General features: G+C 63.0%; 24 protein-coding genes and 1 other RNA gene. 15 read left to right on the top strand and 10 right to left on the bottom strand.

Features of this window, described 5'->3' with window-relative positions; translation table 11 throughout:
• Positions 1–13: 13 nt before the first annotated feature.
• Positions 14–3,919, top strand: coding sequence for an AsmA-like C-terminal region-containing protein (locus ASD64_RS17325; RefSeq protein ID WP_056107464.1), 3,906 nt, complete (start codon positions 14–16; stop codon positions 3,917–3,919).
• Positions 3,920–4,027: 108 nt separating this feature from the next.
• Here ASD64_RS17325 and ASD64_RS17330 read toward each other — a convergent pair whose 3' ends face one another.
• The 5 genes from ASD64_RS17330 to ssrA all read right to left on the bottom strand — a co-directional run bounded on the left by ASD64_RS17330 (position 4,028) and on the right by ssrA (position 6,270).
• Positions 4,028–4,243 (bottom strand): ribbon-helix-helix domain-containing protein, encoded by a 216-nt coding sequence (locus tag ASD64_RS17330; protein WP_056107467.1) that lies wholly within the window; start codon positions 4,241–4,243, stop codon positions 4,028–4,030.
• 44 nt (positions 4,244–4,287) lie between these two features.
• Positions 4,288–4,485, bottom strand: a complete 198-nt coding sequence (locus ASD64_RS17335) for a DUF4169 family protein (RefSeq protein ID WP_056107470.1) — start codon at positions 4,483–4,485, stop codon at positions 4,288–4,290.
• 22 nt (positions 4,486–4,507) lie between these two features.
• Positions 4,508–5,053 (bottom strand): SspB family protein, encoded by a 546-nt coding sequence (locus ASD64_RS17340; RefSeq protein ID WP_056107472.1) that lies wholly within the window; start codon positions 5,051–5,053, stop codon positions 4,508–4,510.
• A 181-nt stretch (positions 5,054–5,234) separates the two neighbouring features.
• Complete coding sequence (locus ASD64_RS17345; protein WP_056107474.1) at positions 5,235–5,801, bottom strand: AAA family ATPase; 567 nt, start codon at positions 5,799–5,801, stop codon at positions 5,235–5,237.
• A gap of 109 nt (positions 5,802–5,910) precedes the next feature.
• Positions 5,911–6,270, bottom strand: a transfer-messenger RNA (tmRNA) gene (gene ssrA, locus ASD64_RS20760).
• Between the two features lie 172 nt (positions 6,271–6,442).
• Between ssrA and ASD64_RS17350 the strand changes: the two genes are divergently transcribed.
• The gene (locus tag ASD64_RS17350; RefSeq protein WP_056107477.1) at positions 6,443–6,751 is read left to right on the top strand and encodes a DUF2853 family protein; all 309 of its coding nucleotides are present in this window, start codon (positions 6,443–6,445) and stop codon (positions 6,749–6,751) included.
• Between the two features lie 299 nt (positions 6,752–7,050).
• The gene (locus tag ASD64_RS17355; RefSeq protein ID WP_056107480.1) at positions 7,051–7,857 is read left to right on the top strand and encodes a thymidylate synthase; all 807 of its coding nucleotides are present in this window, start codon (positions 7,051–7,053) and stop codon (positions 7,855–7,857) included.
• A 120-nt stretch (positions 7,858–7,977) separates the two neighbouring features.
• On the opposite strand, the gene ASD64_RS17360 is transcribed toward ASD64_RS17355, so the two are convergent.
• Entirely contained in the window at positions 7,978–8,184 is a 207-nt protein-coding gene (locus ASD64_RS17360) for a TOBE domain-containing protein (protein ID WP_056107483.1), read from the bottom strand.
• 186 nt (positions 8,185–8,370) lie between these two features.
• On the opposite strand from ASD64_RS17360, the gene modA reads away from it, so the two are divergent.
• The 4 genes from modA to ASD64_RS17380 all read left to right on the top strand — a co-directional run bounded on the left by modA (position 8,371) and on the right by ASD64_RS17380 (position 11,493).
• Positions 8,371–9,171 (top strand): molybdate ABC transporter substrate-binding protein, encoded by an 801-nt coding sequence (gene modA, locus ASD64_RS17365; RefSeq protein WP_056107486.1) that lies wholly within the window; start codon positions 8,371–8,373, stop codon positions 9,169–9,171.
• Positions 9,172–9,249: 78 nt separating this feature from the next.
• Complete coding sequence (gene modB, locus ASD64_RS17370) at positions 9,250–9,954, top strand: molybdate ABC transporter permease subunit (protein ID WP_056107489.1); 705 nt, start codon at positions 9,250–9,252, stop codon at positions 9,952–9,954.
• Positions 9,951–11,063 carry a molybdenum ABC transporter ATP-binding protein gene (gene modC, locus ASD64_RS17375; RefSeq protein ID WP_056107491.1) on the top strand — a complete coding sequence of 371 codons (1,113 nt, stop codon included), beginning with the start codon at positions 9,951–9,953 and terminating at the stop codon, positions 11,061–11,063. Before modB ends, modC begins: the two co-directional genes overlap by 4 nt.
• An 88-nt stretch (positions 11,064–11,151) precedes the next feature.
• Positions 11,152–11,493, top strand: a complete 342-nt coding sequence (locus ASD64_RS17380) for a winged helix-turn-helix domain-containing protein (RefSeq protein WP_056107494.1) — start codon at positions 11,152–11,154, stop codon at positions 11,491–11,493.
• A 66-nt stretch (positions 11,494–11,559) separates the two neighbouring features.
• Here the strand turns inward: ASD64_RS17380 and cobF are convergent, their stop codons facing one another.
• Positions 11,560–12,375, bottom strand: coding sequence for a precorrin-6A synthase (deacetylating) (gene cobF / locus ASD64_RS17385; RefSeq protein WP_056107497.1), 816 nt, complete (start codon positions 12,373–12,375; stop codon positions 11,560–11,562).
• Positions 12,376–12,493: 118 nt separating this feature from the next.
• Between cobF and ASD64_RS17390 the strand changes: the two genes are divergently transcribed.
• From ASD64_RS17390 to ASD64_RS17415, 6 genes are all read left to right on the top strand, one after another.
• The gene (locus tag ASD64_RS17390; RefSeq protein WP_056107650.1) at positions 12,494–13,507 is read left to right on the top strand and encodes a DUF4424 domain-containing protein; all 1,014 of its coding nucleotides are present in this window, start codon (positions 12,494–12,496) and stop codon (positions 13,505–13,507) included.
• Positions 13,504–14,013 (top strand): dihydrofolate reductase, encoded by a 510-nt coding sequence (locus ASD64_RS17395; RefSeq protein ID WP_056107500.1) that lies wholly within the window; start codon positions 13,504–13,506, stop codon positions 14,011–14,013. Before ASD64_RS17390 ends, ASD64_RS17395 begins: the two co-directional genes overlap by 4 nt.
• Before the next feature lie 194 nt (positions 14,014–14,207).
• Entirely contained in the window at positions 14,208–15,314 is a 1,107-nt protein-coding gene (hflK, locus tag ASD64_RS17400) for an FtsH protease activity modulator HflK (protein ID WP_056107502.1), read from the top strand.
• Complete coding sequence (gene hflC / locus ASD64_RS17405) at positions 15,314–16,243, top strand: protease modulator HflC (RefSeq protein WP_056107505.1); 930 nt, start codon at positions 15,314–15,316, stop codon at positions 16,241–16,243. Before hflK ends, hflC begins: the two co-directional genes overlap by 1 nt.
• Before the next feature lie 4 nt (positions 16,244–16,247).
• Positions 16,248–16,433 (top strand): DUF2065 domain-containing protein, encoded by a 186-nt coding sequence (locus ASD64_RS17410; protein ID WP_056107508.1) that lies wholly within the window; start codon positions 16,248–16,250, stop codon positions 16,431–16,433.
• Positions 16,434–16,623: 190 nt separating this feature from the next.
• A complete protein-coding gene (locus ASD64_RS17415) occupies positions 16,624–18,159 on the top strand; it encodes a DegQ family serine endoprotease (protein WP_056107511.1) in 1,536 nt (511 codons plus the stop codon).
• A gap of 45 nt (positions 18,160–18,204) precedes the next feature.
• Here the strand turns inward: ASD64_RS17415 and ASD64_RS17420 are convergent, their stop codons facing one another.
• Entirely contained in the window at positions 18,205–18,777 is a 573-nt protein-coding gene (locus ASD64_RS17420; RefSeq protein ID WP_056107524.1) for a GNAT family N-acetyltransferase, read from the bottom strand.
• Positions 18,774–19,661: a phosphoserine phosphatase SerB gene (gene serB / locus ASD64_RS17425; protein WP_156460202.1), complete on the bottom strand. Its 888-nt coding sequence runs from the start codon at positions 19,659–19,661 to the stop codon at positions 18,774–18,776. Before serB ends, ASD64_RS17420 begins: the two co-directional genes overlap by 4 nt.
• Between serB and miaA the strand changes: the two genes are divergently transcribed.
• Positions 19,651–20,595, top strand: coding sequence for a tRNA (adenosine(37)-N6)-dimethylallyltransferase MiaA (gene miaA, locus ASD64_RS17430; RefSeq protein ID WP_056107529.1), 945 nt, complete (start codon positions 19,651–19,653; stop codon positions 20,593–20,595). The two genes, serB and miaA, sit on opposite strands and share 11 nt — an antisense overlap.
• 128 nt (positions 20,596–20,723) lie before the next feature.
• Positions 20,724–21,515 (top strand): GGDEF domain-containing protein, encoded by a 792-nt coding sequence (locus ASD64_RS17435; protein WP_056107654.1) that lies wholly within the window; start codon positions 20,724–20,726, stop codon positions 21,513–21,515.
• 184 nt (positions 21,516–21,699) lie between these two features.
• On the opposite strand, the gene ASD64_RS17440 is transcribed toward ASD64_RS17435, so the two are convergent.
• Positions 21,700–23,529: an ATP-binding protein gene (locus ASD64_RS17440; RefSeq protein WP_056107532.1), complete on the bottom strand. Its 1,830-nt coding sequence runs from the start codon at positions 23,527–23,529 to the stop codon at positions 21,700–21,702.
• Positions 23,530–23,792 lie beyond the last annotated feature (263 nt).

The raw sequence follows: 23,792 nt of genomic DNA on the forward strand, positions 1-23,792 counted from the left end.
TTGCAGTGAGGACATGTTCGCTCGCCTGTTCGTGATCGTTGGCGGCCTTGTTGTGCTGGTGCTGATTGCCGCGCTGGCAGTGCCGCCGTTCGTCGACTGGACAGGCTACCGCGCCGATTTCGAGCGCGAGGCGAGCGCCATATTGGGCCGCACGGTGACGGTACGGGGCGACGCCACGGCACGATTGCTGCCGTTTCCATCGGTCACCTTCTCCGACGTCGCGGTGGCGGGTGGACCGGATGGCCAACCTGCAATGACCGTCGAGACGTTCTCGATGGATGCGGAACTGGCGCCGTTCCTGCGCGGCGAAGTGCTGATCTTCGACATGCGGCTGGTGCGGCCGAAAGGCACGATCGATGTCGGCGCCGACGGCGCTATCGACTGGACGGTGCGACCCTCATCGCCCTTCGACGCCAGCCAGATCGTCATCGAGAAGCTGACCATCACCGACGGCGAGGTCGAGGTTCACCACGGGGCGGGCGGGCGCAGCCATAAGCTGTCCAAGATCAATTCGACCGTTTCGGCCAAGTCGCTGGTCGGACCCTGGCGGCTGGACGGCTCTTTGCTGTTCGACGGCCTTCGCACCGCGCTGACGGCCTCGACCGGACGGGTTGCCGAGGACGGACAGATGCGGCTCAGGTTGCGGCTCGATCCGGACGGCTATCCGCTGACCATCGAGACTGACGGCAATGCGCGCGTGGAAAAGGGCGCGGTGCTCTATGCCGGCCAGTTCAAGATGCTCGAAGACGACAGGGGGCAGGTGACGCTGCGCGACGGCAGCGGCGAGATGGTGCAGGTGAACGCCGCCAAGGCGGACCCCGGCTACCGCCTGAACGGCAAATTCCATCTCGATCACAAACAACTCGGCATCGACGAATTCCGCTTCGAGACAGGCCCGCTCGACAATCCCTACACCGCCGACGGCACCGCCTCGATCGACTATGGCGATGAGCCGCGCTTCCGCATCGAGGCGTCGGGCGCACAGGTGCAGTTCGACGAGGCTGTGACGGGCGATGCCGGCTCCGGCCTGACGCTGGCCGAGCGGGTCGCCGGCCTGGAAAAAGCGCTGCAGCAGATGCCGAGGCCGACCATTCCGGGCTCGGTCGAGGTCAAGCTGCCGGCGGTGGTGACGGGCGATACCACGATCCGCGACGTGCATGTCTCGGCCGAACCGGCCGAGGGCGGCTGGATCGTGCATTCGCTGGGCGCTGTCTTGCCGGGCCGCACGACGCTGGAAGCGCAGGGCAAGCTCAGCACCGGCGATGCATTCGGCTTCAAGGGATCGCTGCTGCTGGCCGTGGCGCAGCCGTCAGGTTTTGCGGCATGGCTGGCCAAGGACGTGGACGAAGCGATCCGGCGCCTGCCCGCAGCCGGCTTCAAGGCCGAGGTGGAGATGAGCGAGCGGAGCCAGACGTTCAGCGATCTCGAACTCGTTCTCGGCAAGGCGAAGTTCAATGGCCGCATCGAGGCCAAGGAGCCCGGCGATGCGCGGCCATCGGTGGCGATGGAACTGCACGGCGGCGAACTGGACGTGGAGGGGCTGGCGGCTTTCGCCTCGATCTTCGTCAGCGACAAGGGGGCCAATCGCTTCGCCGATCACGATCTCGATTTCCAGATCGTTGCCGGGCCGGTGGATGCCGGCGGCATGACGGCGGACAAGCTCGATACGGCGCTGAGGCTGCGCGAGGGCGCGCTGGAGATCGACCGGTTGGCGGTGACCAGCCTGGCCGGCGCTTCGATCAGCGCGACAGGCCGTATCAAGGATTTTCCGGCGAGCCCGACCGGAAGTCTCGACGCTACGGTGGTGGCGGTCGACCTTGCGCCGCTGATCGATGCGGCGGCGGAGCGCTATCCCGGCAATGCCTTGCTGAAAGGGCTGGCGGAGCGCGCCAAGGCCTATGGCGGCCTGTTTGAGGATGCGCGCATCGACGTGGTGGCAAGTGCGGCGGAAAACGGCGACGGCAGCAACGGGCTGGCGATTTCCGCGCAAGGCGCGGCGGGAGGTTCCGCCTTCTCGGCCACGCTGTCGGCTCAAGGCAAGGTGGCGGACCTGGCCAATGCGCCGGTGGCGCTGACGTTCGACGCCCGCAACGACGATGCGACGGCTCTGCTGGCGCTCTATGGGCTGCCGACGCTGCCGCTCGGCATGACTGGCGCGGGCACGACCGATATTGCCGCCAAGGGCACGCTGGGCGACGGCATGGCGACGACCGCCAGTTTGAACGGCAACGACTTCAAGGCGGATTTCGACGGCACCGTTGCTGCTTCTGCCCAAGGCCCCGCCATCAAGGGCAAGGTGAGCCTGGAGGCGGCCGACATCGAGCCGTGGCTGATGACGACGGGTGTCGCGCTGCCCGGCATGGGTACGGGTACATCGGCGGGTTTCAGCGCCGAAGCCGACTACGCCAACGGGCTACTGGTGCTGACAGGCCTGACCGGCGCCGTCAACGAGATCGCGGTTTCGGGCGACATCAATGCCGCCATCAAGGGCGGCAAGCCGCAGCTGACCGGCGCGATAATAGTGGACGAAATCGACCTCGACCCGGCGGCGGTGATGCTGTTCGGGGACGCCTCGCTGGCACCGGCGGCGAAGGGTTGGCCAACCGCGCCGTTTGCGCAGAAGCCGGCGGTTCCGTTCAGCGCCGAACTCGACATCAGCACGGCGACATTGGCTGCCGGCCGCTTCGCCAGCGCCTATGACGCGACGCTTTCGATGAAACTGGATGACGGCGGGCTTCGCGTCTCGGAATTGCAAGCCAAGCTGTTCGGCGGCGTGCTTTCCGGCCTGTTCGACCTGAAGAACACCGGCGGGACCGGGCTGTTGAACGGGCAGATGACGGTTTCGGGGGCGGATCTGGGTGTAGCGCTACCCGATGCCGGCATTTCGGGCAGTGGCAATTTCACCACTTCGGTCTCGACCAGCGGCAAATCGGTGGACGGCATGATCGCGGCACTTTCCGGGTCGGGCACGGCATCGCTGAAGGGGGTGCGGATCGACAATCTCAACGCCGATGCCTTGCCGGCTTTCCTGGCCAAGGCGGACGCGATCGGGCGCGATATCGATGCGGCGCACACAGCCGCGTTCGCGCCGGAAATCGCGGCGCAGGGCAATTTTCCGGCGCAGGATGCCGATATCGCCTTCACCATCGCCAACGGCGTGCTGCGCGCACCGCCGGTGACCTTTGCCAATGCCGCCTCGCAACTGAGCGCCGATCTCAGCGCCGACCTGGCGGCAGGCACGGTGGCGGCGCATGGGACGGTGACCTATGTGCCGGGCGATGAAGCGCTGGTCGGTTCGGAACCGGCGCTGAACTTCGCCATCGAGGGTGCGCCGGGTGCGACGGCGCGCAGTTTCGACAGCACGCCGCTGGCGCAATTCCTGACGCAGCGGGCGCTGGAGAAGGAACAGCAGCGGGTCGAGGCGATGCAAGCGGTGCTGCTCGAAAAGCAGAGGCTGCGGCGAGAGACACGCTACTACGCGGCCTTGCAGACGGAACGCGAAAGGGCGGCGGAAGAACTGCGCCGCCAGCAGGAGGAAGCGCGGCTGCAGGCCGAGGCGGAGGCAAAAGCGGCTGCGGAAGCGGAAGCCGCTGCCAAGGCTGAAGCAGAGGTGCGGGCAACTGCCGAGGCCGAGGCGCAAGCCAAGGCGCAGGCCGAAGCAGAATCACAGGCACAGGCAGCGGTCGAACAAAAGGCACGCGAAGAACTGGAGCGGCAGAAGGCCGAGCAGGCGTTGCAGGCCGCCGAGCAGGAGCGGGCACGGCTGGAAGCCGAGCGCAACAGTCCGTCTCAATTGCCGGGTGTCGAGAGAAAACCGCTGCCTCCGGCCAACGACAATGCGGCGGCACAGGAGCCTTCGGCGCCGAAGCTCGAGCCGTTCTCGATCCAGAATCTGCTCAAGTCGCTGGGTGGCGGCTGAGGCTGCTGCACGACTGGGCTTCCATACGTGCTAGAGCGGGTCGCGATCTTTCAGATTCGCCGGCGCGCTCTAAGTATATGTTTTTATGCATGTCATTATCCCGCTGCTTTATCGCCGCTTGGCCCAGTCCAGCACATAAAGCCGGAGAGCAGACGACAAATTGGCGTCGCGAGGCCGGTTCTCGTCGATTTCGGCGATCAGGGCGGCAAGCGCCATCTCGCGGCTGGCTGCGATGGCGACGAGGTCATCGTGGAACGGTTTTTCCAGAGAATAGCTGGTGCGATGGCCGCGAATGGTAACGGAGTGCTTTTCGACGATCGCCATGGCGGCTCAGTGCAGGGACGAGCGAGGGGTCGCTGCCCGGCCAATCATTGGCCGTCCGACTCGTCATCAGGCAAACGGCGGTGGCCATCGAGAAAGGCCGAGGCTTTCCGGTCCCGCAGGTTTTCGAGTTGGCGTTCCGCCTTGCTGCGGCCATGGATAGCGCGGTTTTCGGCGGCGATTCGCTCCTTGTCGGTGCGCGCCTTCTGTTTGCGGGCCTGACGCAGATTGACGATTTCGGCCATCGGGATGCCCGCTTGCGGCCTTCTACTTCTTGCGGAAGGCGTCGAGCGAAACGACATCGGCACCCTTGCCTGCGGCAGCGTCGGCGGCAGGCCCCTTCTTTTCCGCCTCGGCGGATTTCTTCTTCGATGCCGAGGTCGGTTTGGTTTCGGTGACAATGGCGATCGGAGTCGGCTCCGCCGCTGTCGGCTGGGCAGCCTCTTCCGACAGTTCCGTCTTGACGTCGAACTCAAGCTCGAAATTGACGGAAGGATCATAAAAGCCGCGCACGGCCGAGAACGGAATTTCCAGCTTCTCGGGGACGTCGGAGAAGGAAAGGCCTATTTCGAAGCCGGCGTCCGTGACCTTGAGGTCCCAATACTGGAACTGGACGACGATGGTCATCTGTTCTGGATAGCGCTCGCGCAGGCGGCTGGAGATGCGCACGCCGGGCGCGCCGGTGAGGAAGGTGATGAAGAAATGGTGGTTGCCGGGCAGGCCGGCGCGCGCGACTTCGGCCAGCACCTTGCGCATGACGCCGCGCAGGGCCTCCTGGGCTAGAATGTCGTAGCGGATGTGGTCGTCGGCCATGGGTAGTTCCGTTGAATCGCCCGATTAGCTGTAATCAAGCTTGGAGGCGTCGTAAACCGCATATACGCAATGCGCATATAGAAGGCTTCGTTGGAGTGGCCAGATGCAGCCCTGCATTTTAGTCCTTGGCGGGCGGGAAATGGCACATACGGATGACCGAGACGGGGCAATTGCGGTCGAGTCAGGGGCAGGTTTGCGGTGCGGACACACCGATCTGCGCCAGAATGAAGCGGACGCGGCCCCCGACCGGCGCGCGGGGCAGCGTCACCAGTTCATAGCCGAAGCCGGAGTAGGTCTCGACCATCACTGCATGGGTTCGTTCCGCTTCTTCCCAGGTCTGCCGCCGCTCGGCATCCTGCTTGAAGATGTCCGGCCATGGCGGCGTGATGAAGATTTGGGGCCGGTAGCGGTGCTGCCGGGCGGCTTCCAGCATGTGAGCCGGCACCGCAAGACCGCTCAGCCTGAGGTAACCGACCGTATCGGGGATGCCTCGGTCGAAGAATACCGGGCCGGACTTGGCTTTGGCGGCTGAATAGGAGCGCAATTCCCAAGACAGCATCAGTTCGGCGAACAGGCCAGGGTTGCGCCAAGGCAAAGCGGGGCCATCGATGGCCTGCTGATCCTGGATAATGCCGCGGCCGGCTTCAGGCGATGTGGCGAAGCCGCTGGCGCGCAGGGCTTCGATCAGGGTCGTCTTGCCGGAGCCGGGACCGCCGGTGACGACGATGAAACGGCTGGAATTTTTCATTCCGTTGTCTCCGAGAAGAGCGGGGCTTTGCCGGGGCGGCGCGTGAAATGCGGAGGATCACGCGCGGACAAGGAGCGTGTGGCAAATTCGGTAGATCAAGGAGGGGAGAAGTGGAGGTTTCTGTTGCCAGGTACCTCCGAACCCCGCCTAGAAGTGCGAACCACTAGGACTTAATTTGAAGCGATCGCACAGCTTACGCTGCGAGACGTGCTTCCGCATAGTTGTCGTTTGCAACTACAAGTTTAGCCCGATAACGGTGGTACAATGCCGGGCAAAAGTACGATCTTTACACCTTCGTCGATCCTATTTCGCCCCCATCAAAAGCCGCTCTGCCAAGCGAAGCGGTTTTTGGTGGAGGCGCCGGGTACCGCCCCCGGGTCCGAACGGCTTATTACATCGCCCATTTATCGCCATAGTCGGTCAAGCCGACAGGTCGAATATAGGGGGCCGCGGCGGCAAATGGAAGAGCAACCGGCTTGCGGTTGTGGACCGCGGGGAATGCAATGCGGAGTCTTGACTCGTCAGGCCAGTTTCTTGAAGGTTCGCCGGTGGTGCGGGGGGACTCACCTAGCGTGCAGGTTGCAGCAGGCTATTTTCCCCGGCGCAGAACGTGAAATTTGGCTCCGATGAGGGGAATTTCTATGGCTGATTACCTTGCAGACGTGAAGAAGTACGATGCCGGCGCGGACGCTGCCATCGTCGACAAGATCGTGAAGCATCTGGGCATTGCGCTTCGCAACCGCGATTCCTCGCTTGTCTCGGCAAGCGACCAGAAGGAACTCGACCGCGTTCGCGACAATTGGGGCGTGAAGAAGCTTGGCGTCGACGCCGCCAAGGCCGAAGCCGCCGTTGCCAAGGTTGCCAAGGCGATGGCCGGTGACAATTCCAAGGGCCGCGTGACGTTCTACTATCTGGTGGCCAAGGAACTGGGCAAACTCAAATCCCTCTAAAATCGAATCACGCCATGGTGGCCTGCAAATGGCGATTTTCTGCGCTTCCGGTGCTCATGTACGCTTAAGTACATTCCGCTCCGGTTCTCGAACGTCGCCATTTTCGGCTCACCCTGACGCGAATCGTCAGCGCTCGAAATCACTGGGCAATACGGCCGAAACGTCGAGCCGCGACCGCCGCGGTTTCAACGGCGGGCCGCGTTTGAAGCTGTGGGCGCGGGCGGCAGCCGGGCGGTTTGCTGTGTTCGGTGGCCGATTGTGCAGTTACACTGGCGGCATCATCGAATCGGATAGGACTGATGCGGCAGTATCTCGATCTCTTGCAGCATGTGCTGGACAATGGCGTCGACCGCGGCGACCGCACCGGCACGGGCACGCGCTCGGTGTTCGGCCATCAGATGCGGTTCGACCTTTCGCAAGGGTTTCCGGTCACCACGACCAAGAAGCTGCATTTGAAGTCGATCATCCATGAGCTTTTGTGGTTCCTGGCCGGCGACACCAATATCAAATATCTGCACGACCATGGCGTCTCCATCTGGGACGAATGGGCGGATGAGAACGGCGACCTCGGCCCGGTCTATGGTAAGCAATGGCGCTCGTGGCCGACGCTTGGGCCCGATGGCAATGGCGGCGAGATCGACCAGATCGCTAAACTTCTCGTAGAGTTGCGGCGCAATCCTCAATCGCGCCGGCTGATCGTGTCGGCCTGGAATCCGGCCGAGGTGGATGAGATGGCGCTGCCGCCGTGCCACTGCCTGTTCCAGTTCTACGTTTCCGAAGGGCGGCTATCGTGCCAGCTTTACCAGCGCTCGGCCGACATTTTCCTCGGCGTGCCGTTCAACATCGCCTCCTATGCGCTGCTGACGATGATGGTGGCCCAGGTGACCGGGCTGAAGCCCGGCGATTTCGTCCATACGCTGGGCGACGCGCACATCTACCACAACCATTTCGAGCAGGCGCGCGAGCAGCTTGCCCGCACGCCGAAAGCGCTGCCCACCATGTGGATCAATCCGGCGGTGGACGATTTGTTTGCGTTCCACTTCGAGGATTTCCGACTGGAAAACTATGTGGCGGATGCCTCGATCAGGGCGCCGATCGCGGTCTGAAGGCGGTGCTTAGACCGCGTCGCGATCTTTCAGATTCACTGGCGCGCTCCACGTACCTGTTTCTATGCATGTCGTTATCCCGAAACCGGTTCCCACTTTCGGGCGACATGCATTAGATGCTCAGTCGACCGCTACCATGACGTCGGACGCCTTGATGACGGCGTAAGCCTCCTTGCCGACCTTGAGCTTCAGTTCGTCAACCGCTTCGTTGGTGATCGAGGCGGTGACGATCGCTCCGGCGATGTCGATGCGCAGATGCGCTGTGGTGGCGCCCTTGGCGATCTCGACAATGGTGCCCTTGAGCTGGTTTCGTGCGCTGATCTTCATAGGCCTGTCTCCCTGTTTCGATATTGAAATACGTGATCGCTCCATCCAGACAACCAGAGCGCTTGCAGGTTAATACGATAATTTCTCCATGAAAGGCTTTTATTGTTATATTCATATGGATATATCGATCGGATAGTATCGGCCGAGCGGATCGGCGACCGAGCTGTAAGTTTCAGGGAGAGAGACATGATTAGCAAGGGCTTTGGTTTGAAAGCAGTCGTGGCCGCCGGTGGTGTGGCGGCGATGATGATGGCGGTGGTGCCGGCGGCGCAGGCCGACGACGAAGTGATCGTGTTCGCGGCTGCGAGCCTGAAGAATGCCCTCGACGCGGTGAACACGGCCTGCGAGCCGGAAGTCGGGGAAGCGGCGAAGATTTCCTATGCGGCCAGCTCGGCGCTGGCCAAGCAGATCGAGGAAGGCGCGCCCGCGGACGTGTTCATTTCCGCCGATCTGGACTGGATGAAATATCTCTCCGAGAAGAAGTTCACCAAGCCGGACACCGAGGTTCGGCTGCTCGGCAACCGTATCGTGCTGGTCGCGCCGAAGGATTCCACGGCCGAGGCCAAGCTTGAGAAGGGCTTCGACCTTGCCGGCCTGATCGGTGACGGCAGGCTGGCGATGGGCGACGTCAAGGCGGTGCCTGCCGGCAAATACGGCAAGGCAGCGCTGGAATCGCTCGAAATGTGGGGTTCTGTGGAGGGCAAGCTAGCCCAGGCCGAGAACGTGCGCGCGGCGCTGAAGCTGGTGGCGACGGGAGAGGCCGCGGCGGGCATCGTCTATGCGACGGATGCGGTGGCGGAACCCGGCGTCAAGGTGATCGGCACGTTCCCGGAAGATTCGCACGCGCCGATCATCTATCCGGTGGCGCAGACGGCAGAGTCGAAAGACGACGATACGCCGGCTTTCCTGAAGTGCCTGCAGACCGACAAGGCCAGGGCGCTGTTCGAACAGCAGGGGTTCACGGTTCTTGCACCGGTGACCAATTAAGCTATGCCGAAATTCGGCTGAGGCGTGCGAGGATCTGCGGCCTCACGCTGACACCTGATCAAAGACCCTGGAATTGGCATGGATTGGCTGCTGGACCTCACTCCCGACGAATGGAATGCGGTCCGGTTGTCGATCAAGGTGGCGACGGTGGCGATGCTGGCCAGCGTCCCGCCGGCCATTTTCATCGCCTATGCGCTGGCGCGCTGGCGCTTCTGGGGCAAGACGGTGGTGAACGGGATCGTTCATCTGCCGCTGGTGTTGCCGCCGGTTGTGACGGGCTACCTGCTTTTGCTGGCATTCGGCCGGCGTGGCCCAGCGGGCGCGTTCCTGGCCGAGCATTTCGGTATCGTCTTTTCCTTTCGCTGGACGGGTGCCGCACTTGCCTGCGGTATCATGGGCTTTCCGCTGATGGTGCGGGCAATCCGGCTGTCCATCGAATCGGTCGATCGCAAGCTGGAGGCTGCCGCCGGCACGCTGGGGGCCAACCCTTTGTGGGTGTTCACGATCGTGACGGTGCCGCTGATCCTGCCCGGAATCATTGCCGGCGCGATCCTGTCCTTTGCCAAGGCCATGGGCGAGTTCGGCGCGACCATCACCTTCGTTTCCAACATTCCCGGCGAGACGCAGACGCTGCCGTCGGCGATCTACACCTTCACGCAGGTTCCGGGCGGCGATGAAGGGGCGCTGCGGCTGACCCTGATCAGCATCGCGATTTCGATGCTGGCGCTGGTCGCCTCCGAAGTGCTGGCGCGAAAGGTCGGCAAGCGGATGGACATCGAATGACGATCGCGGTCGACATTCGCCACAGGCTGGGCGATTTCACGCTGGATGCCGGTTTTGCCAGCGAGGGCAGGCTCACCGCGCTGTTCGGGCCGTCCGGCTCCGGCAAAAGCTCGCTGATCAATCTGATCGCCGGCCTGATCCGCCCCAGCCAAGGACGCATCGAGATCGACGGGCGGGTGCTGGCGGATACCGGCAAGGGGGTGTTCGTGCCGCGGCACAAGCGCCGCATCGGCATGGTGTTCCAGGATGCGCGGCTGTTTCCGCATATGAGCGTGAAGAACAACCTGCATTTCGGGCGCTGGTTCACGCCGGCCGGCGAGCGCTATGTGGAACTGGACGCGGTGGTCGAGTTGTTGGGGATCGGCGCGCTGCTCGAACGCCGGCCCGGCAAGCTTTCAGGCGGCGAAAAGCAGCGGGTCGCCATAGGCCGCGCGCTTCTGGCCAGTCCCAGGCTGCTTTTGATGGACGAGCCGCTGGCGTCGCTGGACGAGGCGCGCAAGGCGGAAATCCTGCCCTATATCGAACGGCTGCGCGACGAGATGAGGATCCCGATCGTCTATGTCAGCCATTCGATCGGCGAAGTGGCGCGGCTGGCCAGCGATATCGTCGTGCTCCACAACGGCAGGGTTGCCGCGTGCGGGCCGACGGTCGAGATCATGCAGCGACTCGACCTGCTTCCCGCAGACGAGCGTGGCGAGGGCGGCGCGGTGCTGGAGACCACGGTGGCGCACCATGACGAAGCCTTCGGCATGACAGTGCTTGGATCAGCTGCCGGGGAGATCCGCGTGCCGCGGATCGATGTCGCGGTCGGTGCGCTGGTTCGTGTGCGCATTCGCGCACGCGACGTGATGATTGCCACAGAGCGGCCCAAGGGATTGAGCGCGTTGAACATTCTGCAGGGCAAGGTGGCGGCGATCGACAAGGGCGCCGGTGCGACGGCCGAAGTGCGCATCGACTGCAATGGCGCGGCGGTTGTGGCACGCATTACCGAACAGTCGCGGCAGGGGCTGAAACTGGAGCCCGGCCTGCCGGTATTTGCCGTGGTCAAGACGGTGAGCTTCGACCAGGCCAATACGGCTGCCGGTTTACGCGGCGAGGCGGATGTGTAAGGCAAGCGTGGCACCGTTATTCTATTTTAGAATAGCGGTTACGGCCAAATCGCTTTAATCCTGTCCGAAACATAGACGGAAGGAAGACATGCCTTCGCTGAGCTTGCGCATCAATCTCGACCCGGACGGGCGCATCGGACCGGGCAAGATCGAGTTGCTCGAACATATCGCCTCGTTCGGGTCGATCTCGGCTGCCGCGCGGGCCATGGAGATGTCCTACAAGCACGCCTGGGATCTGGTCGAGGACATGAACCGGGTGTTCGGCAAGCCGCTGGTCAGCGCGCAGACAGGCGGCAAGCGGGGCGGCGGGGCGCAACTGACTTCGGTCGGGCTTGCGGTGGTGAGCCGCTACCGCGCCATCGAGAGGGCCGCGGAATCCGCTGCTGCGGCGCATATGGAGGCCTTGCAGGCGGAAATCGACGCGGGATGAGATTTCGCGCCATGGCGGCCTGCAAATGGCATCTTTCCGCGCTTCCGGTGCTCACGTACTGCGCGCCTATCTCGGATTCCGGCACGCCCTGACCCGAAACCAAGACCGGAGCGAATCATCAGGGCCGGGCTTGCGCAACAAATACGTGTCCATGATCCAGCCCTTGCGGGCGCGGGCCTCGGTGCGGACTTCGACGATGCGGTCTTCGATGTCGCCGAGGCGGCCTGAAAGGATGATTTCGTCCGGCGTGCCCAGATAGGCACCCCAGTGGATGACGATATCCTTGTCGGCAAGGGTGCGGAAGGCGCATTTGCCGTCGAGCATGACGATGACGGAGCCGGCATTGGCCGGCATGCCTTCCTCCGACAGCCGGCGGCCGGTGGTGATGAGGATCGGGTCGCCGATGCTGTTCAGCGCAATTTTGTGGCTGGCGGCCAGTGCCTGCACGGCGGTAATGCCTGGAATGACCTCGACGGCGAGGTCGACATTGCCGCGCATTTTGACGCGTTCGAGGATGCGCAACGCGCTGTCGTAGAGCGATGGATCGCCCCAGATGAGGAAGGCGCCGCAGCCATCGGCGGCGAGTTCGTCGCGGATCAACGCCTCGTAGATGCCGGCGATGTCGTCGTGCCAGTCGTCCACGGTGGTGCGGTAGGAGGGGGCCGGTTCGGCGCGCACCGGCACGTCGAACGCGACGCGGCGGGAATTCGGGTTTGTGACGAAGCGGTCGCAGATTTCGCGGCGCAGGCCGGCCAGGTCGCTTTTCTTCGCGCCCTTGTCTGGGATGAACAAAACGTCGGCCCGGTTCAGGCCGGCGATGGCCTGGACGGTCAGGTGTTCGGGGTTTCCGGCGCCGATGCCAATGACGAGAAGGGTTCGCATGAGCGGATTTCCTGCCTGATCGAGGCTGGCATGTCCAGCGGTCACCAGATCGCAGGACGCTTCTATCCAACCATGAAACGCTCTAGGATCGGGCCTATTCGACGGGGGAATCACCATGATGTTCCGAACCGCCTTGACCGCCTCGCTTGCGCTCGCCACCTGGCCGGCGCTCGCCAACGATTCCACCGCCGAACTTGGCACCGGCGGGCTGATCCTGTCGCGCAACGACGTGATCGCCATGCAAAGCGAGGACCTGTTCATTTCGCGCGAGCAAGTGAAGGTGGATTATGTGTTCCGCAACGGGTCGGATGCCGACATCACCACCATCGTCGCCTTTCCCATGCCGAAGATCGCTGGCGGACCTGACCTGAACGTCGCCTTGCCGGGCGATGCGTCCGACAATTTCCTCGGTTTCAGCGTGGTCAGCGACGGGCAGGCGATCGAGCCGCAACTGGAGCAGAAGGTGTTTGCGGTCGGGCTCGACATCACCGAACAACTCAAGGCGCACGGCATTTCGCTCAATCCGTTCGCGCAAGAGGTCTATGGCGAGCTTGAGAAACTGCCCGACGCCATCGCGGACGATTGGCGCGACCGCGGCTTCATCACCTTGAACGAATATGATGACGGAACGGGTTGGAAGAAGGAGCGGACGCCCTTGTGGGAACTGCGCTCGACCTATTGGTGGCGCGCGACGTTCCCGGCCGGCAAGGATGTGCATGTTTCGCACACATACAAGCCGAGCGTCGGCGGCACGGCCGGCCTGTCTTTCTTCTATGACGGCAAATTTCAGGGCGATTATGACGACTACAAGAGCCGCTACTGCCTGGATAGCGGCTTCGAGAATGCGGTGCGTCGGGGAGCCAAGGCCAACGGCGACGGCTTTCCGCCATATTCGGAAAGCCGGATCGACTATGTTCTTACCACCGGCGGCAACTGGGCGCTGGGCAGCATCGGCACATTTCGCCTGACCATCGACAAGGGCGATGCCAAGAGTATCGTCTCGTTCTGCGGAACCGGCGTGAAGAAGGTGGGACCGACGACGTTCCAGATGGAAGCCAAGGACTTTTACCCGGAGCGGGATATCGAGATCCTGTTTCTCGACACCTGGAGCGATGAGGGCGGCCCGCAATGAATGTGGCGATCTATGTGGCGATTGCCGAAAACGGCGTCATCGGGCGCGAGGGCGGGCTGCCGTGGCGGCTTTCGACCGACCTGAAGCGCTTCAAGGCCGACACGATGGGCAAGCCCGTCATCATGGGACGCAAGACCTATGAGAGCATCGGCCGGCTGTTGCCGGGACGGCTCAACATCATCGTGACGCGCGACAAGGCCTATCGCGTCGAAGGCGGAGAAGTGGCGAATTCGCTGGAAGACGCCATCAAGCTGGCAGCAGCGCGCTCCCGCTGCGACGGTGGCGTGGAGGACGTGTGCATCATCGGCGGCGGCCAGATCTATGAGCAGGCGCTGCCGTTGACCGACCGGCTGCATGTGACGCATGTGCTGGCATCCGTGGAAGGCGACGCACGGTTTCCGCCGATTGATCCCGCCGAATGGCAGGTGGTGCACACGACAGACACGCCGGCGGGCGAGAAGGACAGCCACGCAACGCGCTACACCGTCTATGAAAGACGTCGGTAGATCCTGAGACCCGTCCAATTGGCGGGAACTTGGCGTCGAAACCGACGACAAGCGGCCGCGCCATGACCTATCTTTACTTAAACAACGTCTTCGACCTGCGATCACGTTGAAAGCGAGCCTTCGCCTCCCTATAGAGGTGGTAAGGATGCTGCGCCGCCGACGGCGCATGAGGGAATGCGGACGAGAGGACATTCATGCCCTGGAACGACAAAAGCGGCGGCGGCGGCCCATGGGGCGGCGGCGGTAACAATGGAGGCCCGTGGGGGCAGGGACCAAAGGGGCCGAGCGGACCTCCAGGTTCGCCGCCCGACCTCGAGGATATCATCCGGCGCGGACAGGACAAGCTTCGCCGCGCGTTGCCCGGCGGCGGCGGGGTGAGCCCGGCCATGTTCGGCCTGATTGCGCTCGTTCTTCTGGCCCTGTGGGTGTTCAAGGCGGTCTATACGGTTCAGCCTGACGAGATTGCGGTCGAGTTGCGCTTCGGCGAGCCGAAGCAGGAACTGTCCGAGCCGGGCCTGCATTTCCATTGGTGGCCGATCGAGACGGTCGAGACGGCCAAGATTTCCGAGCAACTGGTCAATATCGGTGGCGGGGCCCGTGCCGGAGATTCCTCCGGCCTGATGCTTTCGGGCGACCAGAACATCGTCAATGTGCAGTTTTCGGTCGCTTACCAGGTATCCGATCCACGTTCCTATCTGTTCGACGTGTCCGATCCGGACGGAATGCTGAGGCAGGTCGCTGAAAGCGCGATGCGTGAAGTGGTTGGGCGTCGTCCGGCACAGGACATCTTCCGCGACGACCGCCAAGGCATCGCCGAGGGTGTGCGCCAGATCATCCAGCAGACGCTGGACGGCTACAAGGCCGGCCTTAACGTGAATGCCATTTCGATCGAGGATGCCGCGCCGCCGCGCGAGGTGGCCGATGCCTTTGACGAAGTGCAGCGCGCCGAACAGGACGAAGACAAGTTCGTCGAGCAGGCGAACCAGTACTCCAACCAGAAACTTGGCCAGGCACGAGGCCAGGCGGCGCAGGTTCGGGAAGAGGCGGCCGCCTACAAGAACCGTGTCGTGCAGGAAGCGCAAGGCGAGGCGCAGCGCTTCATCTCCGTCTACGACGAATATGCCAAGGCTCCTGAAGTGACTCGCAAGCGCCTCTATCTGGAGACGATGGAGCGGGTGCTGAAGGATTCGAGCAAGGTGGTCGTGGAGCAGGGCAACGGGCCGGGCGTCGTTCCCTACCTGCCGCTGCCGGAAATCCAGAAGCGCTCGCAGGCACAGCCGGCGACCGGAGGGGCACAATAATGTCTAATCGTCTTCCCTTCGTTTTCGGCATTCTGGCCGTTCTTGTGTTCCTTGGCTTCTCCTCGATCTTCGTTGTGAATGCCCGTCAGCAAGCGATCATCCTGCGCTTTGGCGAGATCGTCGACGTCAAGACCGAGCCTGGCATCTACTTCAAGGCGCCGTTCTCCTTCTTCGACGCCGACAACGTGCAGATGATCGAGAACCGCGTTCTGCGTTTTGATCTGGACGATATCCGCGTGCAGGTGTCGGGCGGCAAGTTCTACGAGGTCGATGCCTTCATCGCCTACAGAATCTCGGATCCGCGGGTGTTCCGCTCCGCGGTTTCGGGCAGCATCGAATTTGCCGAGCAGCGGCTCAGGACGCGTCTCGATGCGGCCTTGCGCCGTGCCTACGGTCTGCGCGACTTCGAGGCGGCGCTCTCGGAAGAACGCGGCGTGATGATGCGTGAGGTGGCTGACCAGTTGCGTCCCGACGCGACCTCGCTCGGTCTTCAGATCGTGGACGTGCGTATCCGCCGGACCGACTTGACGCAGGAAGTCTCGCAGCAGACGTTCGACCGCATGAAGGCCGAACGGCTGGCTGAAGCGGAGCGGCTGCGCGCCCGAGGCAACGAGGCGGCGCAGCGCATTCGCGCCCGCGCCGACCGCGAAGTTGTCGAGATCGTGGCGGAAGCGCAGAAGGAATCGGAAATCCTGCGCGGCGAGGGCGATGCGGAACGCAGTGCCATTTATGCCGACGCCTATATGCGCGATAGCGGTTTCTTCGAATTCTACCGCTCGATGAGTGCCTATGGCACGGCTCTCGAGAACAGCGGCACGACGATGGTGCTGTCGCCGAGCTCGGAGTTCTTCCGCTTCTTCCGAGATCCGGACGACAACGCTTCGGCACCTGCGGCACCCGCGGTTCCACAATCCGGCAGCGGCCAGTAAGCCGTTGCAGGATTTCCTGGCAGCCATAGGCCTGGTCTTCGTCGTGGAAGGCCTGATCTATGGCGGTTTTCCGAAACTGGCCAAACGGCTCGCCGGCGAAGTGCTGGCGATGCCCGAAGGCGCGCTCCGGGCAGCGGGGCTTGCGGCAATCGCCGTCGGAGTCGGGATCGTCTGGCTGGTGCGCGGCTGATCGGGCCACGGCCAGGGTCGCCAGGCATCTTCTCGGACGCACATATGGCGGGTGGAACGTATCGGCCCGGGATAACGCAGGATTTATCCCGAGCCGGTCACAAAGGTCGCAACCGCGCCTTATTTAATGCCATCATAGCATGCGAAACGCGGCAGCAACGTGAACCGTTACAAATCCCGGGAGCCCCTCGATGACCACCGAAGCCCTTCTGCGAGCAGCGCGGAGATCCCTGTTTGCCGCGACGGCCCTGGCGCTTGCCGGTGGCATGGCGCTCCCCGCGATGGCTCAAAGCCCGGCGCCGAACGGCCCGGCCTCCGTCGCGGACCTTGCCGAAGGGCTGTTGGGCGCGGTCGTCAACATTTCGACGTCGCAAACCGTGAAGGGCACGGAAGGTCCGGGCGCGGTGCCGATGCCGCAACTGCCGGAAGGATCGCCTTTCCAGGATTTCTTCGACGACTTCTTCAAGGATCGCGGCGGTGAACGGGGTGGCGGCGGATCGCAAAAGGTGCAGTCGCTGGGATCGGGCTTCGTCATCGACGCCGCGCAGGGTTTTGTCGTCACCAACAATCACGTCATTGCCGACGCCGACGACATCGAGGTCAATTTTTCGGATGGCGTGACGCTGAAGGCCGAACTGGTCGGCACCGACACCAAGACGGATATCGCCGTGCTCAAGGTCGATCCGGCCGGACACAAGCTGACGGCGGTGAAGTTCGGCGATTCCAACAGGATGCGCATCGGCGACTGGGTTATGGCCATCGGCAATCCGTTCGGGCTGGGCGGAACGGTGACCGTGGGCATTATCTCGGCGCGCAATCGCGACATCAATTCCGGCCCCTACGACGATTTTATCCAGACCGACGCTGCCATCAACCGCGGCAATTCCGGTGGGCCGCTGTTCAACATGAACGGCGAGGTCATCGGCATCAATACGGCCATCATCTCTCCGTCGGGCGGATCGATCGGCATCGGCTTTTCCATTCCTTCCCAGCTTGCGGTGAGTGTGGTCGACCAGTTGCGTGAGTTCGGCGAGACGCGCCGGGGGTGGCTGGGTGTCCGCATCCAGCCGGTAACCGACGACATCGCGGAAAGCCTCGGCATGAAGAATGCCAAGGGCGCGCTGATCGCCGGCATCATCAAGGGCGGGCCGGTCGACAACGGTTCGATCCAGGCGGGCGACGTCGTTACCAAGTTCGACGGAAAGGAAATCGACGACATGCGCGACCTGCCGCGCATCGTTGCCGAAAGCCCGGTCGGCAAGGCCGTTGACGTCGTCATCGTGCGCAAGGGCGTCGAGCAGACGGTGAAGGTGACGCTGGGGCGGCTCGAGGACGGCGAGAAACTGGCAAGCGGCGAGGTAGGCGGTGGCGCGGAAGGCGGCAGCGAGGAAACTGGCAATGACGGCGAGCAGGACAAGGCCGTGGCAACGGCCTCGGTGCTCGGCATGACCATTGGCGAAATGAACGACGAGATGCGCGGCAAGTTCGGCATAGCGGCAGATGTGAGCGGCGTCGTCATCACCGAGGTGGCCAAGGATTCGGCTGCGGCGGAACGCGGTGTGCAGGCCGGCGAAGTCATCACCGAGATCGCCCAGGAATCGGTGGCGACGCCGAAGGACGTGATGGACCGGATCGGCGCGCTGAAGGAACAAGGCCGCAAGAACGCGCTGTTGATGCTGGCTTCCAAGAGCGGGGAGTTGCGGTTCGTCACGATCCGCATGGACTGAGTCCGCAAACGCGGACAAAGCACTGACAGGACAACAAAAAGGCGGCTACCCAGCCGCCTTTTTCTGTCCGACCCAATCGTTGGCCGTCATATAGTAGAAGCTGTGGCGTTTCAGGTGCGGGTGGCTGTCCGGCACGCGGGGATGATCGAAGTCGCGGGTGGGGTCGGCGCGCATGCCGATGCGCTCCATGACCGCCGTCGAGCGGCGGTTGGCGGCCACGGCGAAGGAAACGATCTCCTCCAGTTCCATCGTCTCGAAGCCGTATCCAAGCCAGGCCCTGGCGGCTTCGGCGACATAGCCGTGGCCCCAGAATTCCGGAGCGAGACGCCAGCCGATCTCGATGGTGCCGGTGGGCATGAAGGGCGTGTCTTCGGTGCGGCTGAGGCCGACGAAGCCGATGCAGTCGCCGGTCGCGGCGATTTCGGCCGCCGCCCAGCCGAAGCCTTGCCGGTCCAGCGTGGCGCGGAACTCATCCATCTTGGCATCGGCCTCGGTGCGGTTGCGCCGGAACGGGAAGAATTCCATGACCCGCTCATCGGAATTGATGCGATGAAACAGATCGCGGTCGCGCTCTTCCCAATTGCGCAGGACAAGGCGTTCGGTGCGGATCGGGGTCAATCGACAAATTCCCGGCTGGTGTAACCTTGCAGATAGAGCAGGGCGGTGAGGTCGCCGTGGTCGATGCGCACCTTGGCCTCGGCGGCCACTGCCGGCTTGGCATGGAGGGCGACGCCAGTGCCGGCGAGGCGGATCATGTCGAGATCGTTGGCGCCGTCGCCGACCGCGATGGCATCAGCGGGGGTGAGGCCAAGGCGAGACGTGATAGCGGTCAGCGCCTCGGCCTTGGCGGGGCGCCCCAGAATGGGTTCGCTGACCTCGCCGGTCAGGCGGCCGTCGCGTTCGATGAGATGATTGGCGCGGTTTTCGTCAAAGCCTAATTGAGCCGCGATGCGGCTGGTGAAAACGTCGAAGCCACCCGACACAAGGGCGGTCCAGGCGCCATTGGCGCGCATTGTGGCGACCAGTGTGCGGCCGCCCGAGGCCAGCGTCAGGCGCTTGGAAATGATGCGGTCGACGACGGCGATGTCGAGGCCCTTGAGCAGCGCCACGCGCTCGCGCAGGGCCGGCTCGAAAGCGATCTCGCCGTTCATGGAGCGGGCAGTGATGGCCGCGACGTGTTCCTTCAGGCCGACTTCGTCGGCGAGTTCGTCGATGCATTCCTGATCGATCATGGTCGAATCCATGTCGGCAAGCAGGATCTTCTTGCGGCGGCCTTGTGCCTGCTGGACGATGATGTCGACCGGCGCGGAAACAAGGGCCGTGCGAAGCAGGCCAGTGGTCCGCCCGGCTTCGGCATCGGCTGGCAAGGCGAAATCGCAGGCAATGCCGTCGGCCAGCCACGTGACGGCGCTTGCGCCCACCGCACTCGACGCCATATTCGCAAGCGCCGACGTGAGCGATCGGCTGGCGGGATGGGAAACGAGCGTGGCAATGAGCGGCATTGGAAATTCCGGTGAGGCGGCGGGCAAGGGCCGCGTGAAGAACGCGATCCTGATAGCCGGGCCGACCGCAAGCGGCAAGTCGGCGTTGGCGCTCCGTCTCGCCGAGAAGCATGGCGGCGACATCGTCAACACCGATTCCATGCAAGGCTATTCGATCCTCGATATCCTTACGGCCCGCCCCGCTGCGGAGGAGACGAAGCGGGTGCCGCATCATCTTTACGGGCATGTCCACCCCTCGACCGCCTATTCGACTGGCGCTTGGTTGCGTAACGTTGGCGAACTGATCGACGAGGGAACCCTTTCCGGGCCGCGCCCGATTTTCGTTGGCGGCACCGGGCTCTATTTCCGGGCGCTGAGCGAAGGCATTTCCAAGATGCCCGACGTTCCAACAGAGGTGCGGGAACGCTGGCGCTACGAGTTGAATGAACAGGGCGCGCCGAAGCTGCACCGCATCCTCATGCGGGAGGACGCGGCGGCGGCGATGAAACTCAAGGCCGGCGACGGACAGCGCATCGTGCGGGCGCTGGAAGTGCTTGAAGCCTCCGGCCGCTCGATCCTGGCCTGGCAGGCGGAGCGTGGACTGCCTCTCATCGACCGCGACAGCGCGCACTTTTTCGTGATCGAACCGGAGCGCGCGGCCTTGGTTGCACGTATCGAAGCACGCTTCGATACCATGATCGAGCGTGGCGCGCTGGACGAGGTCCATGAACTGGCTGCCCTTGGGCTCGACCCGTCGTTGCCGGCGATGAAGGCGATCGGGGTGCCGGAACTGAAGGCGGCCATGGCCGGGGAAATGACTTTTGACGAAGCAATTCAACGCGCGAAGATCGCCACGCGCCAATATGCCAAGCGCCAGGCGACATGGTTTCGAAATCAACTCGACGATCAATGGCGGCGGGTCCAGCCTACGGACAATCTCGACCTGACGTTGTAGAAATCCACTTTTCTCCACAATCATAAGACGCAGAACCGGGAAGAAAAATCTCTCAATGGTTGTGGTTGTTAACTTTTGTTAAGGCTGCTTGTGGCATGAATCAGGCGGGCGTTTCCAGGCGGGTATTCATGCGCTTCCACAAGGCGGAGTGGGCATTTTTCGTCTTTATTTTCGTGATCCTGGCCGCGGGCCTGGTCATGCTGCAAGCCTATGGGCTTTTGCAGTCATTCGCGCTGGAAGTCCGCGACCCGGACAGGCTCGCCAAGGTCACATACCTGAACCATTTGCTGTTCATTACCAGCGTGCTTCTGGCGATAGCGTTGGTTTTCGGCACCTTCTTCATCTATCCACTCATTCGCGGGCAGGCGCGGGAAGAAGGCAAGCTGCGCGCCATGACGGCCTCGCTCAGCGCGCGCTCCGAGACGCTGGAAGTGGCGGCGCTCACCGACAGCCTGACCGGCACGCACAACCGGCGCTATTTCGATACCGCGCTTGGCGCATATATTGAGGAATTTCGTCGCATCGGAAAGCCGATCGGGCTGATGATCCTCGATCTGGACCACTTCAAGCAGGTCAACGATACGCACGGCCACGACGTTGGCGACGAGGTGCTGAAGGCCGTCGGCCACTGTCTGAAAGACATGACGCGCTACCACGACATCGTGGCGCGCCTCGGCGGTGAGGAATTCGCGGTCGTCACGCCCAATATGGACGCTCCACGGCTGGAAAAGTTTGGCCAGCGCATTCTGAACGCCGTAGCGATGATGCCGATCACGGCCGGCAACGTCCGGCTGAAGGTTACGACCAGCGTGGGCCTTGCCATATGGGACGGGAAGGAAACGGCAGAGGAATTCTATCGCCGGGCCGACCGCCAACTTTATGAGGCAAAGAGGTTGGGGCGCAATCGCGTCTGTGCGTGAAACCCCGCAGAAGAATTCGTGATGACGGCCGACTGACGCGGTCTTCTCGGCTTCCGGTGCTCACGGACCAGATGTCCGCTGCGCTTCGATCCTTGAACACCACGCCATCCGTCTGGCCTAACGAATTCCTTGCGGGATTTGCCCTTGGTCTGCCGCCTCGATGTAGGAGAACGCCCGCGACTTCTCAATCGTTTTGCGGGCGAATGCCGAAGGTTGCCGGCTTCAGCCCATAGCGAAGGTCGAAATCGTCGTTGTTCTCGACGCGCTGGGTTGCCGGCTTGCGGTAATCGGGATCGCCGGCCTGCCTGGCGCTATCGACCACCTCGGCAAATCCAATCGATTGTTGCGGCTTGCCGACATTGCGCAGCCGGTCGACGATGGTGGCAAGATCGACATCCTGATCGGCTTTACCGGCCTCGGTATCGCTGGCCTTGGCCGCGCCTGGAATAAGCTTGGGGTCGAGCTTCTCGAATTTCAGCCGCATGGTCGTCGCCACGCCTTCGCCGAAGGCAATCGCCTCGCGCTGGCCCATGGACGACAGGAACGACAGGGTCGAGGCGGAAGAATCGGCAATGGCCGAGCGGATGATGGCCTGATCCTGCTCGTTGGCCAGACGCATGGCGAACACGGTCGAGCACTGCGACAGGATGGTCGGATCAAGCTCGCCCGGACGTTGGGTGACGATGCCGAGGAAACAGCCGTATTTGCGGCCTTCCTTGGCGATGCGCGACAAAGCGTGGCGGGTCGGCGCAAAACCGAGATTTGGGTCCGACGGCATGTAGCGGTGCGCTTCCTCGCACATCAGCAGGAGCTTCAGCCGCCCCTCGCTCCAAAGGGCGAGGTCGAAGGCAAGGCGCGCCAGCACCGAGCAGACCGAGTTGACGACTTCGGAGGGCAGACCGGCCATTTCGAAACAGGTCACCGGGCGTCCGCCATGCGGAACGCGGAAGATGTTGCCGATCGTTTCGTGGATGGTGTCCTCGATGAGCCTGGAATTGAACATGAAGCGATAGCGCGGATCGGCGGCGGCCGATTCGATGCGGGTCTTCAGCGATTTCAGGATCGGGCGGTCGATCTTGCTTTCGAGGAGGCCGATGCGTTCGTCGATCTGCTTGATGAGGTCGGCGATGCGATACGGTACCGGCGTGTCGGCGGTCATGGCATCCGAGCCGCGCCGGATGTAAGCGCCGGAGCCCGGGTTGCGGTAGAGGTTCTTCGCCAGCGGGATAAGGTCGCGCAGCATGTCGACCTCTTCGGGAACGGCGCTACGTCCGCGAAACAGGACTTCGGCGAATTCCTCCAGCGTGAACATCCAGAAAGGCAGGTCGAGGGTCGAGGTATCGACCGTGACGCAGTGATCGGGCAATGAAGCGGCGAACTCGTTGTGCGGATCCATGATGAGGATGCGCAGGTCCGGGCGCGCCTCGATGGCCTTGCGCATCAGCAAGGATACAGCCGTCGACTTGCCGACGCCGGTCGTGCCGACAACGGCGAAATGCCGGGCCAGCGTGTCGTCGATGGCGATGTTGGCGTCGATTTCCTCGTCTTGCGAAAGCGAGCCGATGGTGATCGAGCGACGTCCGGCCAGGTCATAGACCGCCTGCAGGTCGCGCGTGCGGATGCGGTGCGCGGCAGCCCCGACATAGGGATAATTGGCAATGCCCCGGTCGAATATCGGCTTGACGTCCGGTTCGGTGCTGTCGCGTACCTCGCCGACAAGCTCGACTTCAACCTCGATGGGGTTCAGAACGTCGGGGTGCCAGGCGCGGTCCGACTTGCCGACGGCATAGACCAGGCCGACGGTCCGGGTGGTGCCGAGATTGATCGAAATCATCTTGCCGACGGTCCAGCGCTCCTGGGCGTTGTCCTGGCTTTCTTCCGCAAAGGCGCTGATGACGGCACGCGAGCCGTCGCATTGAACGACATGGCCAAGGATGCGCAGTTCCGACTGGTACGCCTCCCGGCGCTCCTGCGACGTGGCTTCCCCAACAGCACTGTGGCGTTCGACAAACATTTACGGAGCCCCCGGTTTCCGGCTTCGCAACCTTAAATGGGTCCGGTTAAGGCGCGGTGTGACGGCATGGTTGCAGCAAACCTAACGCAATCGATCGAATGCGCGGGAATGTGGGGTTGGGCGACTTGGAGGGGAGGCGCAGATTTAACGTTGACAGCACGGGAACTTCGCACTTAATGTCCGCGCCCATGAAGACGGCACTCATTCTCGTAGTAGGAAGGCGCGTGGGCAAGGCGGTGTAACCGCCGGGCGAATCCCCCCAT

Origin of the sequence: Mesorhizobium sp. Root157 (assembly GCF_001427385.1) — a bacterium.
Classification (GTDB): Bacteria; Pseudomonadota; Alphaproteobacteria; order Rhizobiales; family Rhizobiaceae; genus Mesorhizobium.